The 15,438-nt window shown below is 47.2% G+C and carries 15 protein-coding genes; 4 read left to right on the forward strand and 11 right to left on the reverse strand.

The window, feature by feature from the left end; genetic code table 11:
* Window positions 1-33 precede the first annotated feature (33 nt).
* The 4 genes from FHW36_RS10185 to FHW36_RS10200 form a co-directional block, all read right to left on the reverse strand.
* On the reverse strand, window positions 34-1,068 hold the full coding sequence (locus FHW36_RS10185) for a FecR family protein (protein WP_186452377.1): 1,035 nt from the start codon (window positions 1,066-1,068) through the stop codon (window positions 34-36).
* A 109-nt stretch (window positions 1,069-1,177) separates the two neighbouring features.
* A complete protein-coding gene (locus FHW36_RS10190) occupies window positions 1,178-1,744 on the reverse strand; it encodes an RNA polymerase sigma-70 factor (protein WP_246121125.1) in 567 nt (188 codons plus the stop codon).
* Between the two features lie 126 nt (window positions 1,745-1,870).
* Complete coding sequence (locus FHW36_RS10195) at window positions 1,871-2,200, reverse strand: DMT family protein (RefSeq protein ID WP_145666563.1); 330 nt, start codon at window positions 2,198-2,200, stop codon at window positions 1,871-1,873.
* A gap of 240 nt (window positions 2,201-2,440) precedes the next feature.
* Window positions 2,441-3,058 (reverse strand): peptidase associated/transthyretin-like domain-containing protein, encoded by a 618-nt coding sequence (locus FHW36_RS10200; RefSeq protein WP_145666566.1) that lies wholly within the window; start codon window positions 3,056-3,058, stop codon window positions 2,441-2,443.
* Between the two features lie 254 nt (window positions 3,059-3,312).
* Between FHW36_RS10200 and FHW36_RS10205 the strand changes: the two genes are divergently transcribed.
* From FHW36_RS10205 to FHW36_RS10215, 3 genes are all read left to right on the forward strand, one after another.
* On the forward strand, window positions 3,313-3,855 hold the full coding sequence (locus tag FHW36_RS10205; RefSeq protein ID WP_145666569.1) for an RNA polymerase sigma-70 factor: 543 nt from the start codon (window positions 3,313-3,315) through the stop codon (window positions 3,853-3,855).
* A 70-nt stretch (window positions 3,856-3,925) separates the two neighbouring features.
* Window positions 3,926-4,903, forward strand: a complete 978-nt coding sequence (locus FHW36_RS10210) for a FecR family protein (RefSeq protein WP_145666574.1) — start codon at window positions 3,926-3,928, stop codon at window positions 4,901-4,903.
* 22 nt (window positions 4,904-4,925) lie between these two features.
* On the forward strand, window positions 4,926-8,303 hold the full coding sequence (locus tag FHW36_RS10215) for a TonB-dependent receptor (RefSeq protein WP_145666577.1): 3,378 nt from the start codon (window positions 4,926-4,928) through the stop codon (window positions 8,301-8,303).
* Between the two features lie 80 nt (window positions 8,304-8,383).
* Here FHW36_RS10215 and FHW36_RS10220 read toward each other — a convergent pair whose 3' ends face one another.
* Window positions 8,384-9,316, reverse strand: a complete 933-nt coding sequence (locus FHW36_RS10220) for an aspartate carbamoyltransferase catalytic subunit (protein WP_145666579.1) — start codon at window positions 9,314-9,316, stop codon at window positions 8,384-8,386.
* Window positions 9,317-9,367: 51 nt separating this feature from the next.
* The gene (gene pyrR / locus FHW36_RS10225; RefSeq protein ID WP_145666582.1) at window positions 9,368-9,898 is read right to left on the reverse strand and encodes a bifunctional pyr operon transcriptional regulator/uracil phosphoribosyltransferase PyrR; all 531 of its coding nucleotides are present in this window, start codon (window positions 9,896-9,898) and stop codon (window positions 9,368-9,370) included.
* A gap of 84 nt (window positions 9,899-9,982) precedes the next feature.
* On the opposite strand from pyrR, the gene FHW36_RS10230 reads away from it, so the two are divergent.
* Window positions 9,983-10,504: a peroxiredoxin gene (locus FHW36_RS10230; RefSeq protein ID WP_145666585.1), complete on the forward strand. Its 522-nt coding sequence runs from the start codon at window positions 9,983-9,985 to the stop codon at window positions 10,502-10,504.
* Here FHW36_RS10230 and FHW36_RS10235 read toward each other — a convergent pair whose 3' ends face one another.
* From FHW36_RS10235 to prfB, 5 genes are all read right to left on the reverse strand, one after another.
* Window positions 10,505-11,068 carry a hypothetical protein gene (locus FHW36_RS10235; RefSeq protein WP_145666588.1) on the reverse strand — a complete coding sequence of 188 codons (564 nt, stop codon included), beginning with the start codon at window positions 11,066-11,068 and terminating at the stop codon, window positions 10,505-10,507.
* Between the two features lie 9 nt (window positions 11,069-11,077).
* A complete protein-coding gene (locus FHW36_RS10240) occupies window positions 11,078-11,845 on the reverse strand; it encodes a hypothetical protein (protein WP_145666591.1) in 768 nt (255 codons plus the stop codon).
* Between the two features lie 114 nt (window positions 11,846-11,959).
* Entirely contained in the window at window positions 11,960-12,418 is a 459-nt protein-coding gene (locus tag FHW36_RS10245) for a hypothetical protein (protein WP_145666594.1), read from the reverse strand.
* Between the two features lie 3 nt (window positions 12,419-12,421).
* Window positions 12,422-14,053 (reverse strand): L-glutamate gamma-semialdehyde dehydrogenase, encoded by a 1,632-nt coding sequence (gene pruA / locus FHW36_RS10250; protein ID WP_145666597.1) that lies wholly within the window; start codon window positions 14,051-14,053, stop codon window positions 12,422-12,424.
* 162 nt (window positions 14,054-14,215) lie between these two features.
* Window positions 14,216-15,311, reverse strand: a protein-coding gene (prfB, locus tag FHW36_RS10255; RefSeq protein WP_145667849.1) for a peptide chain release factor 2 whose coding sequence is annotated in 2 segments (ribosomal slippage) — window positions 14,216-15,250 and window positions 15,252-15,311 — 1,095 coding nt in all. Because the reading frame shifts where the segments join, the coding sequence is not laid out codon by codon here.
* Between the last annotated feature and the right edge of the window lie 127 nt (window positions 15,312-15,438).

Below are 15,438 nucleotides of genomic sequence, written 5' to 3' on the forward strand. Positions count from 1 at the left end.
TGAGAGGTATCGATTTCTGTTTTCTTCCAACCCCTATTGGGTGATAAATATGTCGTTGCCGGTGATCCGGAAACGAAATGATGTTGTAACCTTCAGCGCTTCCAGTACTTCCGGAAACGATTCATTTTTAAACGTGGCGGTAAAGCGGTATTGTTTCAGTTTTTCTCCGTTGAGATGTATTTTGATACCATACCAACGTTCCATTTTACGCGCAATATCTTCAAAGCTGTCGTTGTCAAATACCAGGTAATTATTGTACCAGGCAGTTTCTGCCACGAGGCTATCCTGCTGGTTATAGCGGATATTTTCTACCCGGTAGCCATCTACCTGTCCTGCTGGTTTAGACGACGGGAGTTCATTGTTGTGTTGTAAAACGATTTTCTGATTGGGCAACAACCTGATGATACGTTCTACGCCATCATTGAGGGTTACTTCCACGGCGCCGGTAATCAGCGTAGCCTCCGTGGTTTCATCCTGCGTATAGGCTTTCACGTTAAAGGAAGTACCCAATACCTGGATATTCATTTTGGCGGTATGGATGGAGAAGGGTTTTGCGGCATTTTTTGCCACATCAAAAAAGGCTTCCCCTTCCAGTGTTACCTCCCGGCTATCCAGGTTATTCATATCAGGATGATAGGTTAAACGGCTGCCGCCATTGAGCCAGACTTCCGTCCCGTCGGGCAATTGTGCCCGAGAGCGCGAGCCATCTCTTGTGAAGATGGCTGCGACACTGGCTTTGTTCCCCTTTAAAGGGGTATTTCTCATAAGCAGATATACGCAATAAGATCCCAGCATCAGTACCAGTACAGATAGTACGGCGGTGAGCTTGCGGATGTTCCGGCCTGTTCTTTTCACGGGCAGTTCTTCCGCGGGGAATGCTGTCTCCATTCTTAACAGGTGCTTTTCGAGGGCACTTTCTGTTTTTTGTTCCCAGGCATTATCATTGCCTGCCGGAGGCCAGTTACTTAATACCGACAGCTTGTATCTCATATCGGGGTCTTTCTGCAGCAACTCTTCCAGCTCACGCAGCTCTCCCATCGTGGCTTCGCCCGATACCTTTCTTCCCATCAAAAGCCATATTCTTTCCTGTTCCATGTGTATGATACAAAAGCATGATTATATAGAAGGACAAGTAAATATTCCCAATCTACTACTCCGACTAAAAAAAAAATTAAAATTATTTTGTCCTGGTAAAAGAGAGGTTGATCACCTCACTGATTTTTTTGAGGGCCTGGGCCATGTGTACATCAATGGTATTGACAGAAATATCGAGGATTTGGGCTACCTCTTTGTATTTCAGGCCATCTTCGCGGATGAGCTTAAAGATCATTTTCCGTTTGGGGGGTAGGGCATTCACAGCGGCCTCGATTCTTTTCACCATTTCGCCCGAGATGAAGATTTGTTCCGGGGTGGCATAACTTACGGTAAAATCGACTGCCAGTTCATCCAGGCTGAAATGCTGGGTACGTGCTGCCTTATTGAGGTAGTTCAGGGCTATATTTTTGGTAGACACATAAAGATATACTCTCAGATTATCAACCTGTAGCAGCCGCTCCCGGTGTTTCCATACATTTACAAAAACATCAGACGCTATTTCCTCGGCCGATTCCCAGGACTTGATGATAGAATAGGCAAACTGGCTCAATGGTTTATAAAACAACCTGAATAATGCCTTGTATGCCTGCTCATCTCCCAGTGATGCCACCCGTTCCGCCAGTAACTGTATATTAGCGTCTTCCCTCAATGCAATGTTTTTTGGTTGAAAAGTGAATCCCTAAAGATAATACAGATTAATTTTTAATTTAACATTGAATTATATCTTTTTTTATATAATACATTATATTGTTAATATATTTCTTTCTTTTCCGGGTCATTTTTTAAACATGAAATATACGGCGCCGATAAGGAAAACGAACGACACCAGGTAATTCCAGCGAAGCGGTTCCTTCAGGAAGGTAACGGCGAAGATGCTGAACACCGTGAGCGTAATAACTTCCTGGATGGTTTTGAGCTGAAAACCGCTGAAACCTTCCTGGGCGCCATAGCGGTTAGCCGGCACCATAAAGCAATACTCAAAGAAGGCGATGCCCCAGCTGATAAGGATTACCTTCCAGAGGGCTACATCCTGGTGTTTGAGATGCCCGTACCAGGCAAATGTCATAAAGGTGTTGGAAACGGTAAGTAGAAGAATGGTGCGCATGCGCTGTAATTGGATTTTTAAAGATTGGACGCAATTTACAGCGTATTCATGAAAAAGCCGACGGGTTATCAACCCGGTCGGCTCGTCATTTTAAAAAAAACAGGCAGCATCTTTTATGGTTCTTCTGCTGAAAAAACAAAAAAGAGGGACCGGTTAAGGTCCCCCTGCATCAAACCAAAATGGGGCTTCCATTGTGGATGATCTTGTGTTGTTGGTTGCTATTTCCTTATAAGAAAACTACTATTGTTCCAGCTTGATCTCGCCAAGGTCGGTAGCTTTACCTTCTTCCACCTTCACATCTTTTAATACGGCATTTTTGTAAGGGCTTTTACCGAAAATGGTGATGGTATACGTACCAGCTTTAGCAGCAGGGATGGTGAATGCGCCCTGGGATACAGCGCCTTTCAGTTTATCTGCACCATTTACGGCTTCTACTTCAGCAGCACCATCAGCAGGGCTGATTTTACCGGTGATAGAACCACCTTCTACAGCTACGGTTTTTACCGAATCAGTAGTTTGCAGCGAGTCCATGCTACTTTGTAAAGAGTCCCTTCCGCTCAGGGAATCCAAGCGCTGTAAGGAGTCTACACCAGTGAGTGAATCCAGACGCTGTAAAGAGTCTATACCAGTGAGTGAGTCGAGACGCAGACTTTGTAAAGAGTCCACTCCATACACTTTCATTGAATCTAAGCGAACAAGGGAGTCTACACTACGCAGAGAATCTACCCCAGCAATTGAATCCACCATTGTGGCGGTGCTGTCTGCAGACTTCACTGCGGTGGCGCCGGCATTTTTAAATGCGGACATTCCTACTACCATTGTTGCTAAAGCGAGCATTCCTACAATTGATTTTTTCATGGCTTCAATATTTACATGGTTAATATTTAATAAGACTTTTATCCGAGCTATGATGAAAGTGCATGGTTTTTGTTATATGCCCTCATCGTTGGCTGCCGTATAATAACAATACATTCGACAATGGCGATACCATTAGTCAAAGAAATGTTAAAGTGAAAAAAAGAATCATTGTAGCATTAACAGGCAAGCATTCTTAATTAGTACTTTTAAAAATTATCTTTGCCGTACGGAAAGAAATACAAAAGACGAAACGCATGTTGCAATTGAGTAATGATGAAATAGTAAAAGGTATCCGGAGCAGGAATAAAGATGTCTTTGAGGCTGTTTTTAAACAGTTCGCCCCTTCTATGTATAATATCGCCGTACGTTATGTAAAGAACGAGGATGATGCAAATGATATGGTGCAGGACGTATTCCTCAACTTGTGGAAAGGAGCGGAAAACCTGGATGAAAGAGCCCCTATTAATCATTACCTGGCCAGGGCCACTGTTAACACCTGTTTGAATCGTATCAAAAAAGAACAACGGCAGGAAGTATATACGCGGGAGCAAATGCTGCAACCTATACCTACCGCCAACAGCCATTCACAGTTGGAACATAAGGAGCTGGAAGCCCAATACCGCCATGCCCTAGAAAAATTACCGGATCAATGCCGCCGTGTATTTGAAATGAGCCGCATCAAGGGTTTGTCGCCCGCCGAAATCGCCGATCAGTTAAATATCTCTATTAATACCGTATACGCGCATCTTACCACGGCGTTGAAACGATTGCGGGTAGACCTGATCAACAAACCTTAACCAGACCAATTTTTTTTTTAACATCGCTTAATGGTATAACGTTATCCGGTTGTATTACTAATAAGTAGCCATGAATAATCAAACTGACATAGATATAGTAGTCCGTTACCTGGAGGATCCGGAAAATGAGCTGTTGAAACAACAGCTTAATGAATGGATTCAACAGGATCCTGGCCATCTCGACATATTCCTGGATATGAAAGCCATGTGGCAGGGTGATCCACTCCCCGCTCCTTCCGCTTTCGATACTGCCGGGAAATGGGAAGAGCTGAGCACCAGGCTGGATAAGGCTGCTGTGCCTGCTGTTACGGCGCCGGCCAGCACCCGTGTCATTAAAATGAACCGCAGGTATTGGTGGGCAGCTGCCGCTGTACTGGTTATTGCCGGCACCTGGACCCTGATGGGGCCCGGCGGCTACAAAACCTTCGCTACGGCTCAAACACAGGATAGCCTGCGTTTACCGGATGGCTCCATGCTTTACCTGAATGCCAATACCAGCGTACGCTACGCCCGTAGTTTCGGAAAAGATAACAGGATCGTAAAAATAGATAAGGGCGAAGCTTTCTTTGACGTAAAGCCAAATGAAACCCTTCCCTTCATCGTAAATGCACCGGAAGTGGAAGTACAGGTATTAGGCACCGCCTTCAATGTAAAAGCTGCCAATACCGGCGTAAAAGTGTTTGTGCAGTCCGGCAAGGTAAGCGCCGCCTATAGAGGCACTGAAAAGAAAGTGATCCTGACCCCTGATATGGAAGCCTCGCTGAAATTGCATGGCAGTACCATAGATACACACGTACATAAAAAGAATAATAATATACTGGCCTGGAAAACCAGAACCCTCACATTTGATGAAGCTCCGCTGAACGAAGTAGCGGAAGCGCTGGAAGATTTTTATCATGTACAGGTGCATATCAGCAACCCACAGCTGGCGGATCAAAAGCTATTGGCGACCTTCCCCAATATGGCATTGGACGAGGTACTGGACATTATGAGAAAAACCCTCCGCATCAATATCACGCATAAAAACGACCTGGTAGACATCTACTGATTCGCGCCCTGACCACTTGCTTATGCAGCAATTTTTGCTACAGGCGCGATGCTCCAATACCAGGTTTGGAAGCGTGCCTGCCTTTATTTTCGTTGTTATCCTGGTATTGGCGACTGCCCTGGCAGTGGCCCAAAATCCTGTTGCCCCACCCAAACGTATTTCACTGCAATTCAGCAACGCGCGACTGAAAACCGTTATCCGGGAGATAGAACGGCAAACCAGGTATACTTTCGCCATTTCTTCCCAGGAGCTGGAAACCCGCCACGGCGTTAGTTTACATGTACACAACGCCACCTTACAGGAAGTACTTCCCGGTATCTTTCCCCCTTCCCGGTATAAGGTAGAAATCAGAGATGGACAGATCATCGTGATCCCTATCAATGCCGCGACTACGGACACGGCGCCTCCCCTTCCCCTTGCAGCCGACTCCACCAAATGGCTGGTGACCGGAAATGTATCAGATGGAGAACAACCCCTCAGCGGCGTATCTATCCGTGAAAAAGGCACGACTAACGGTACCGCCACTACGGAGAATGGTAGCTTTAAGCTCAATGCTGTCAGCGGCCAGGCCATTTTACAAATATCCCTGATTGGCTATGAAACGAAAGAAGTGGCCATCCGGGAACGAAGAAATATCAACGTTTTACTGCAGCCCGATCTCCGCAAGCTGAATGAACTGGTGGTACTGGGCTATGGCCTGCAAAAACGCGCTAACATCACCGGTGCTATCTCACAGGTAGACGGTGTACGCCTCCGCAACCGGCCGGTAGCCAACGCTATGGCAGCCCTGCAGGGCACCGCCACCGGCCTTGTAGTAACCCGCAGTAACGGGCAGCCCGGGCGCGAAGGCTTCAACATACAGGTTCGGGGCGTTAGCTCTGCCTCTGGCAGCAACACGCCTATCATTGTAGACGGTGTTCCCGGCTCCCTGGCGGTGCTCAACCCCGATGATATTGAATCGGTATCTATCCTGAAAGATGCTTCCGCTGCAGCCATTTACGGCGCCCGGGGAGCAGGCGGCGTGGTGTTGGTAACCACCCGCACCGGCAAACCCGGCAAATTGAAAGTAGACTTTAGTACCCTTGGTGGATTTGAAACACCCATACGGCTGCCCAATCGCGTGCCTTCCTGGATAGCCGCCACCATGCAGAATGAAGCGGCCCAAAATGCCGGTGAGCCGATCCCCTGGCAGCCCACAGAAATTGCCCTGATGCAATCCGGTAACCACTATGCCATTGATTATCTGCGCCCGGATTACTATAGATACTATTACAACATGGATCAGCTACACCTGCTCACCAAAAGCAAAACAGGGGTAGAAAATTATAACCTGTCTGTAAAAGGCGGCGACAGCGTCAACCAATTTTCCGCTTCGCTGGGGTACTTCGGGCGACAGGGACTCTTCGCGGCAGGCCCCGACAGAACGCGTCGGATGAATGCCAGGGTGAACATGAACAGCCGGCTCAATAAACATTTCAGCCTGGAAACAAGATTGTCGTACGCCCAAACCAATACCTTTTCTCCTGCGCAACCGGTAGAAGGGCCTAATGGATTGCTGGCCGGACTTTACCGCGGCCCCGGCAATGTGCCTGTTTATGTACCAGGCACCCAACACTTTGCCTATGGCGGCGCACCGGTATATGCCATTCTACAGAACGGTGGCAGGCGGGATGAAAAAAACAACTATATCGATGGCGTATTTACCCTACGGGCCGACAGCCTGGCGAAGGGACTCACCTTACGATTGATTTATAGTCCCCAGCGTCATATACTGCTGGATAACCTTGGCAGAAATGCCATTGCCCTCTGGAACCGGGTGGACACCGCCGCACTGGTACAACCTGGTAACCTGGTACAGCAAAGCCGGCTGGAATCCAAAGGCGGCAACCTGCAGGCACTGGCAGATTACGATCTGAAAGCCGCCAAACATACCATTCATCTGCTGGGAGGCTTCACACAGGAAACCTACAATACCACGCAAAATACGGTGGCAGCGTACGATACCGGCAACCCTGACCGCTTTGATAACGCGCGCGACTATACGCAGTTACTGGCGGCTTCCGGTTCTTTACAGTCACTCTTCGGAAAAGTAAATTATAACTACGACAATCGCTACCTCATAGAGGCCAATCTCATTGCGGCCCACCTGGTGCAACACAGCATGCTGTTTAATGGCGGATCACAATGGCAAGCCTTCCCTTCTTTCTCTGCAGGGTGGCGACTGAACAACGAAACCTGGTTTAGCAACGCCCTGCCCTTCTTTAACGAGTTTAAACTGCGCTGGTCGTGGGGGCGCCTGGGCAACGTAAACAGCTGGAACAGCATTCCTAACGATGAGCAGCTGCAAACCTTTACCTTCCATCCTGGCTGGCGTTCCCTGTTGCCATTTGTATATAAGAATCCTGTATTACAGGCCAATGGCTGGGAAAATATCGCCACTAATAACTATGGCTGGGATGCCACCTTGTTTAGGGGACAGCTAAGCTTGTCGGCCGATTACTTTACCCGGCGCAACAAAGACATGCAAATGCCGGAGCTGATGGCCTCCACGCAAGGCGCCTGGCCCATTGCATTTCAACGGGGCGTGCTCAAAACCTGGGGCTGGGAAATCAATGCCGGCTGGAAACATGACCGGGGGCCGTTTACCTGGTATATCAATGCCAACCTGTTTAACAGCCAGAATGAAGTATTGCAGCATGATCATATTACGCCTAAGCCCGGCTGGAACCAGGGCATAGCCGGCCACCCGTATTCCTCGCTGTTTGGCTACCAGGCAGACGGCTACTTTCAAACGGCTGCAGAAGTAAATCAGCATGCATACCAGGGCCCACACACCGCCCCTGGCGATATTCGTTACCGGGACATCAATGGCGACGGAAAAATAGATGAAGCTGACCTGGTTTACCTGGGCAGTCCCGATCCCCGGCTGTCCTACGGCATAGATGCCGGCTTTGCCTGGAAAGGCTTCGATTTTTCGGTTTTCTTTCAAGGAGTTGCCCAGCGTGAAGTAATGCCTGATCCCCGCTATAATATGCCTTTTATCAACTCCTGGCAGCAGCCCTGGGATATCAACCAGGACTATTGGACGCCGGAGCGCCCAAATGCACTGTTTCCAAGGCTTTATCTCAACGATCAGCAAAACAGCGTACCGTCTTCCCAATGGGTAATGAACGGTGCTTATATCCGGCTCAAAAACCTGCAACTTGGTTATACCTTCTCCAGGAATTGGTTGAAGCGGATATGGTTGAGTAACCTGCGGATATACTTCTCCGGCCAGGATCTGTGGGAGACGACTAAAATGAAAATAAAATATTACGATCCAGAACAAGCGGGTGGCTATAACGGGTACGCCTATCCGTTCTTTAGATCTTATACCCTGGGACTTACAGTAGGATTTTAATCTCTCCCCTACATAAAATAATAATGCCCTTCGTCGTTGGCGAAGGGCATTATTATTTTATGTAGGGGAAACCTGGCAGGTTATTCTGTTACTTTCTTTCCTGCCAGCAGGTACAGCGCAGCCATACGAACAGCTACCCCATTTTCTACCTGTTCGAGAATAATAGATTGACCGGAATCTGCTACGTCAGAGTTGATTTCTACGCCGCGGTTGATGGGGCCGGGGTGCATGATCACCACTTCTTTTTTCAGGCTGTCCAGCAGTTCGCGATTTACCCCATAAGCCAGGGAATACTCCCGGAGAGAGGAAAACAGCGGTGTATTTTGTCTTTCCAGCTGAATGCGGAGCACGTTGGCCACATCACACCATTCCAGTGCCTCGCGGATATTGTAGCTCACGTTAACACCGAGGGCAGCGGCCATATATTTCGGGATCAGGGTGGGCGGACCTACCACGGTTACCTCTGCACCCAGTTTCTTGAGACAGTAGATATTGGAGAGTGCCACGCGGGAATGCATGATATCCCCACAGATAGCTATTTTTTTGCCTTCCACGCTGCCTAACCTTTCCCGGATCGAGAAGGCATCGAGCAGTGCCTGGGTGGGATGTTCATTGATACCATCACCGGCATTGAGGATAGGCACGTTGATGTGCTTAGCCAGGAAATGCGGGGCGCCGCTGGCAGAGTGCCGCATCACTACCATATCTACTTTCATAGACAGGATATTGTTGACGGTATCTATCAGCGTTTCTCCTTTGGAAACAGAGGAGCCCGAAGCAGAGAAATTGATCGTATCTGCTCCCAGCCTTTTCTCCGCCAGCTCAAAAGAGATGCGGGTGCGGGTGGAGTTCTCAAAAAATAAATTGACAATTGTTGTATCGCGGAGCGTAGGAACCTTTTTTATAGGTCTTTGTAAAACCTCCTTAAACTGGTCGGCGGTTTGAAAAATAAGCTCTATATCCTGGCGCTGCAGATCGCGAATTCCGAGTAAGTGTTTTACAGAAAGTGACATTAATGTGCAAATATAAAGGGTGAAATCTGAATTCTGAAATCCGGACTCATTTTAGTCAATCAGAATTACTTCGTCTTTACCATCCCGTTCGTTCCAAAGCACCCTTACCTTCTGTGAGATGAGGGCATCGATGGTACGACCGGTATAGTCGGGTTGGATAGGTAGTTGCCTGCTGAAACGCCGGTCTATCAGCGTTAGCAGTTCTACCGAAGCCGGCCGTCCGAAATCCAGCATTGCATCCAGTGCCGATCGGATGGTACGGCCTGTGTACAATACGTCATCTATTAACACTACCTTTTTATTCTCTATCGAAAAGTCGATACTGGTTTCACTGGGAACATGCAACGTTTTACTCTGGTTAAAATCATCCCGGTAAAAGGTGATATCCAGTTTACCATAATCAATATGCGCCCCCGGCACTAGTTTCAACAAAGTTTGATGCATCCTGCCGGATAAATAAATACCCCTGGGCTGTAATCCAATCAGCACGGTTTGCTCGAACTGTAAATGATTTTCTATTAACTGATGACAAAGCCTGTCTATCGTAATAGCCATTTGTTTGCCGGTTAGTATGGTTTTCAAAACACAACGTTTTAGGGGCCAAAAATAATGATTAAAGCGGAAAGCAGAAAAGGGATTCGTACTTTAGCAGTACAATGCCTGATCATGAAACTATTATCAAAGACAATCATCGCTATGGCCGCCTTTTTGCAATTATGGGGTTCCTCTGCCCAGGGACAGATAAAGACCGGAGACAAGATACCTGCATTTTCTTTGCAGGACCAGGATGGAAAGACATTTAATATCACCAGTGTATTGGGGAAACAACCATTGGTCATCTATTTTTACCCAAAAGATGAAACCAGTGTATGTACCAAAGAGGCCTGTTCATTCCGGGACTCCTATCACGACTTCCAACAATATGGTGCCATGGTAATCGGCATCAGTGCTGATAACGTTGCCTCTCACAAGAGTTTTGCCAACCATCATCAGTTACCGTTTACTTTGCTGAGTGATCCGAAAAACGAGGTGCGTAAATTATTTGGTGTGCCTAAAACTTTCGTCATTCCGGGACGCGTTACCTATATCGTCGATAAAAGAGGCGTAGTAGTACATGAATTCAATTCGCTCCGGGATGGAGAGAAACATGTAACAGAGGCGCTTGCGGCACTGAAGAAAATGCAGTAGTTATCTTTTGATTTCTTTCTGTTTGATCATTTTACCTTCCGGAGAAAAAGCCCAGGTAGTAATGGTAGAATCTCCGGGCGCCATATCATCGTCTATATCAGCAGCTGTATAAGCGGTTTCCGTGATGACCAGCATCGAATCATTGGGCAGTTCATAACTCAGCTCATTGGCATTGCGCCCGTAGTCGATATCGCATTCATTTCTCACCAAACGGCTATCTGTAGCCACCAGCGTGGCTTTATCAATCAGTACCAGGTATTGGTTCAGACACACCTCCTGGTCGTCTTCCGTCAAAATAGCAATGGCGTATGGCTTATCGGAAGGAAACCTCACCGTGCTTCCGGCAAACGAACTTTCGGAGGCCAGGTTAGGAATATGGCGCTGCATTTGAGTGGGTGTAAGCTCCATGCCTGCTTCCAGGCTGTCGAAGAAATTACGGGGCGCTATATCAGATGCGGACACGGAGAGCAAATCCCGGGTAACCGGATTTTCCTGTGCGGGGCCTAAGTAGCCGCAACTACAACAAAGTGTGACAATGACAGCAGGGAATAGCAAAAGCTTCATTAACTATACTTAAGGTTCGTTTAACGCCGACACGTGTACCAGTATTTGCTGGTCATCCCCATCTACGATCTCCCCATTTGCATCCAGCGGATCAACAGTAATATATTTCAATTTTCCCGTATTACCATCAGGTGTAAAATAAAAATTGTCCAGGTCTTTCCAGGTAAAGAATATCCTTGCTGTATAAGGCTGCCGGTCGAGGTTAACTAAAATACCGGTTCCTATTTCCCGGAATTTACCGGTGGCACAATCGGCGCTGGTAATGAGCAGCAGGTAATGGTATTGAGAGGATTTAAACGTATACGCGTCGCTGATAGTTGTGGCATCCAGTTCTTTACCATTGATGCTATCTCCATTTTCTGTGAAGTATTTCGTTATCTGCTTTCCATTGATTTTTATTTCCCCTTTGCAATCGAATGGATCTCCCCCGGTACCGCTGATACTAACAATGTTAAAGCTGTCGCTCTTTAAGCTGGTAGTAGTGATGAGCACATTCCTTGCTCCCCGGCTTTCTTCCTGCTGGCTACTGAGGGATAGTTTTTTTTCAAAAGCCGTGTCCCACTGTTGGCGGGCCAGGTAACCAAACAAGGCATTGGATGCCATGGAAACGCCCGCACTACTGTCGGCAGCAGTATTTTTGCCGGCTGGCGGAGGTGATCCCGCATTATCCGCCGGCGCCACGGAGTCGCTTAACGAAACGGTTTTCCGTTGTTTATCATTGCTGTGGAAATCACAAGCTGTCAGGGAGAGAACGATTAACAGGTAAACATACTTCATGGATATATCGTATTTACTTATATGCTGTCAATTTACTTTTTCCTCGGAGGAAAATGAAATTATCACAGATCCTGATAAGTAAACGAAGTTGGTGAAATAGTATCCGCGGGCAGATTACAAATTCCTCAGGTCCTTGAAGGTACTAATCTCTTCTTTCAGGGCAAACAACTGTACACCCCATATCAGGCCACGCACCAGCGCAAAGGCCACCAGGGCCAGGGAAAGGGATACCTGCATGAAGCTGCCTTCTTCGCGGTTGGTAAGGGTAATGATTTTAATGAGGAAGATCAGACCTATACCAAAGGAAATAGCCGCCTTGAGTCCTTTGGTGCGGAGCTGTTTTTTGAAATAGGCATCAAATCCGCTGGCAGCGGTGCGGCTGGCATCTGCCTTTTCTGCGCCTCCGGCTATAAGGCGTTGTTCAAGATCTGCTACCCTGAGTTGTTTGTGACGTTCTGAAAAATAAGTGGCGACGATATCTTCCTGCATAATGGCCGTTGTTCTGAATGAGACTGCAAGGTACAAAAAAGGCGATGGATATACATCCACCGCCTTCATATAAATCATGAACATTTACTAAGCTTCTTTCAGGAACGGGTACCTGTAATCGGTAGCTGGCACAAAAGTTTCTTTGATACTTCTGGCGCTTAACCAGCGGTACAGGTTCAGCATAGAACCAGCCTTGTCGTTGGTTCCGGAGGCACGGGCGCCGCCAAAAGGCTGTTGCCCTACCACTGCACCGGTTGGTTTATCATTGATGTAAAAGTTACCAGCACTGTTTACCAGTTTGCGGGTAGCCAGTTCTACAGCGTACCGGTCCTGCGCAATCACGGCGCCGGTTAAAGCGTATTCTGAAGTCGTATCCACGGTGTGAATGATGTCTTCAAACTTATCGGCTTCATATACGTAGATGGTCAGTACCGGGCCGAAGATTTCTTCGCACATGGTTACATAGTTAGGATCGGTAGTTTCAATAATAGTAGGCTCAATGAAATAACCTTCTGATTTATTGTAGTTACCACCGGCAATGATCTTCACTGCAGGATTGTTTTTCGCATTGTCGATGTACTGCGCAATCTTATCGAAAGAACGTTCATCGATCACGGCATTGATAAAGTTGCTGAAATCTTCTGTGGTACCCATTTTCATGGTTTTCAGTTCAGCTACTAATTTTGATTTTATATCGGCAGCAAGATTGTTTGGTATATATGCACGGGAAGCGGCGGAGCATTTTTGTCCCTGGTATTCGAAGGCGCCACGGGCTAATGCCGTAACGGCAATATCTACATCGGCAGATTTGTGTACCAGCACGAAGTCTTTACCTCCGGTTTCACCAACGATACGTGGGTAGGTTTTGTATTTATGAATATTTTCCCCGATGGTTTTCCACATTGTCTGGAATACGCCGGTAGAGCCGGTGAAATGGATACCTGCGAAGTGAGGATCTGCAAAGCAAATGTCGCCGATGAGCGGACCACCTGCATATACCAGGTTGATTACGCCGGCTGGTAATCCTGCTTCGATCAGCACTTTCATGATGATCTGGGCAGCGAATACCTGGGTGTTGGCGGGTTTCCATACTACTACGTTACCGCACATAGCTGCGGAGGTAGGCAGGTTACCGGCAATTGCGGTGAAGTTGAATGGTGTAACGGCCAGTACAAATCCTTCCAGCGGGCGGTATTCTACCCTGTTGTGGATACCGGGCGCGCAAACGGGCTGCTGGCGGTAAATTTCACTGAGGAAGTGTACATTATAGCGTAAGAAGTCGATCAGTTCGCATGCGCTGTCTATTTCAGCCTGGAAAGCATTTTTGCTTTGTCCCAGCATGGTAGCGGCATTGATATGATAACGATATTTGGTGGCCAGGAGTTCTGCGGCGCGGAGGAAGATACCGGCGCGTTGTTCCCAATCCATATTCGCCCATTTTTCGCGTGCTTCCAATGCGGCTGCGATGGCGGCTTTTACATGGGAGGCGTCTCCCACATGGAAATGACCCAGTTTGTGTTTGATTTCGTGGGGAGGGCGCAGATCTACGGTATTACCGGTGCGTACTTCTTTACCACCGATATACATGGGTACATCTGCTACTTCTGCCTTAAAAGCGGCTAATTGTTTCTTTAGTGCAATTCTTTCTGCAGAACCGGGTGCATAAGATAACACAGGCTCGTTAGCAGGCGCTGCGTACTCAAAGTATCCTGTATTCATTGTAACCTGAATTTAATATTTGTTTATTTGGTTATTTGTTCACCGATACGACAATATCTGATAAACAAATAACCAAATAAACAAACGACAACGTGATTTGTTTCCGTTGCAAAATTAATGGTTACAACGCCGGAACGCTTATTAATTATTAGTCGATACTTATTAATTATTGTCCTCTTCCTTCTGCATCATGAGGTATGCCTTGATAAATCCGTTTAGTTCGCCGTCCATTACAGGGCCTACGTTTCCAACTTCGTAGTCGGTACGGTGGTCTTTGATCATTTTATACGGATGGAATACGTATGATCTGATCTGGGAGCCCCATTCAATTTTACGTTTGTTGGCGTTGGCTGCATTTTTCAGCTCTTCTCTTTTGCGGATTTCCTCTTCATACAGGCGTGATTTCAGCATGGTGAGGGCTTTTTCGCGGTTCTCCCCTTGTGTACGCGCCTGCTGGCATTCGATAATGATGCCTGATGGAATGTGTTTCAAACGTACGGCGGTTTCCACCTTGTTTACGTTCTGTCCACCTTTACCACCGGAGCGATAGAATTCCCATTCCAGGTCGGCCGGGTTAACGGCGATCTCGATGGTATTATCTACTAACGGGTACACGTATACGGAAGCGAAAGAGGTATGCCTGCGGGCGTTGGAGTCAAACGGGGAAATGCGTACCAGGCGGTGTACTCCGCTTTCTGCTTTCAGGTGGCCGTAGGCAAAGTCACCATCAAATTCCAGGGTAGCGGATTTGATACCGGCGCCGTCGCCATACTGGGTATCAATTTCTGATACTTTCCAGCCTTGTTTTTCTCCATACATGCGGTACATACGCAGCAGCATTTCGGCCCAATCTTGGCTTTCCGTGCCGCCTGCACCGGAGTTGATGGTGAGCACTGCGGGCATTTCGTCTTCCGGTTGGTTTAAGGTCGACTTAAATTCCAGGTCGTCCAACGCTGTTAATGCATCGCTGTATGCTTGTTCCACTTCCTCTTCGGATGCTTCTCCTTCCTTGAAAAAATCATTCAACACAGCACTATCGTCGATAGCTGCGTTTACCTGATCATAAAGGTCAACCCAATATTTGTTTACCTTAATTTCCTTCAGAATCGAAGTTGCTCTGACGTTGTCGTCCCAGAAACCGGGCGCCAGGCTTAGTTGTTTGTCGTTTTCTATTTTTGCTAATCGGTCAGGTACGTTAAAGAAAACCTCCCAGGACATATAAACGGTCCCTCATAGCTTTTAGTTGCTCAGCTGTCATAGCTGGCAAATGTATGTAAAAATAGAGATATAAGCTAATGTCGGAATAGTTTGTTTTGATTCTCCAGTCTAGCATAATATTTGTGTTGCAACACGGTAGCCATATCGCTAATATTATAAAAAGTGAT

It is taken from the genome of Chitinophaga polysaccharea (assembly GCF_007829335.1).
GTDB lineage: Bacteria > Bacteroidota > Bacteroidia > Chitinophagales > Chitinophagaceae > Chitinophaga > Chitinophaga polysaccharea_B.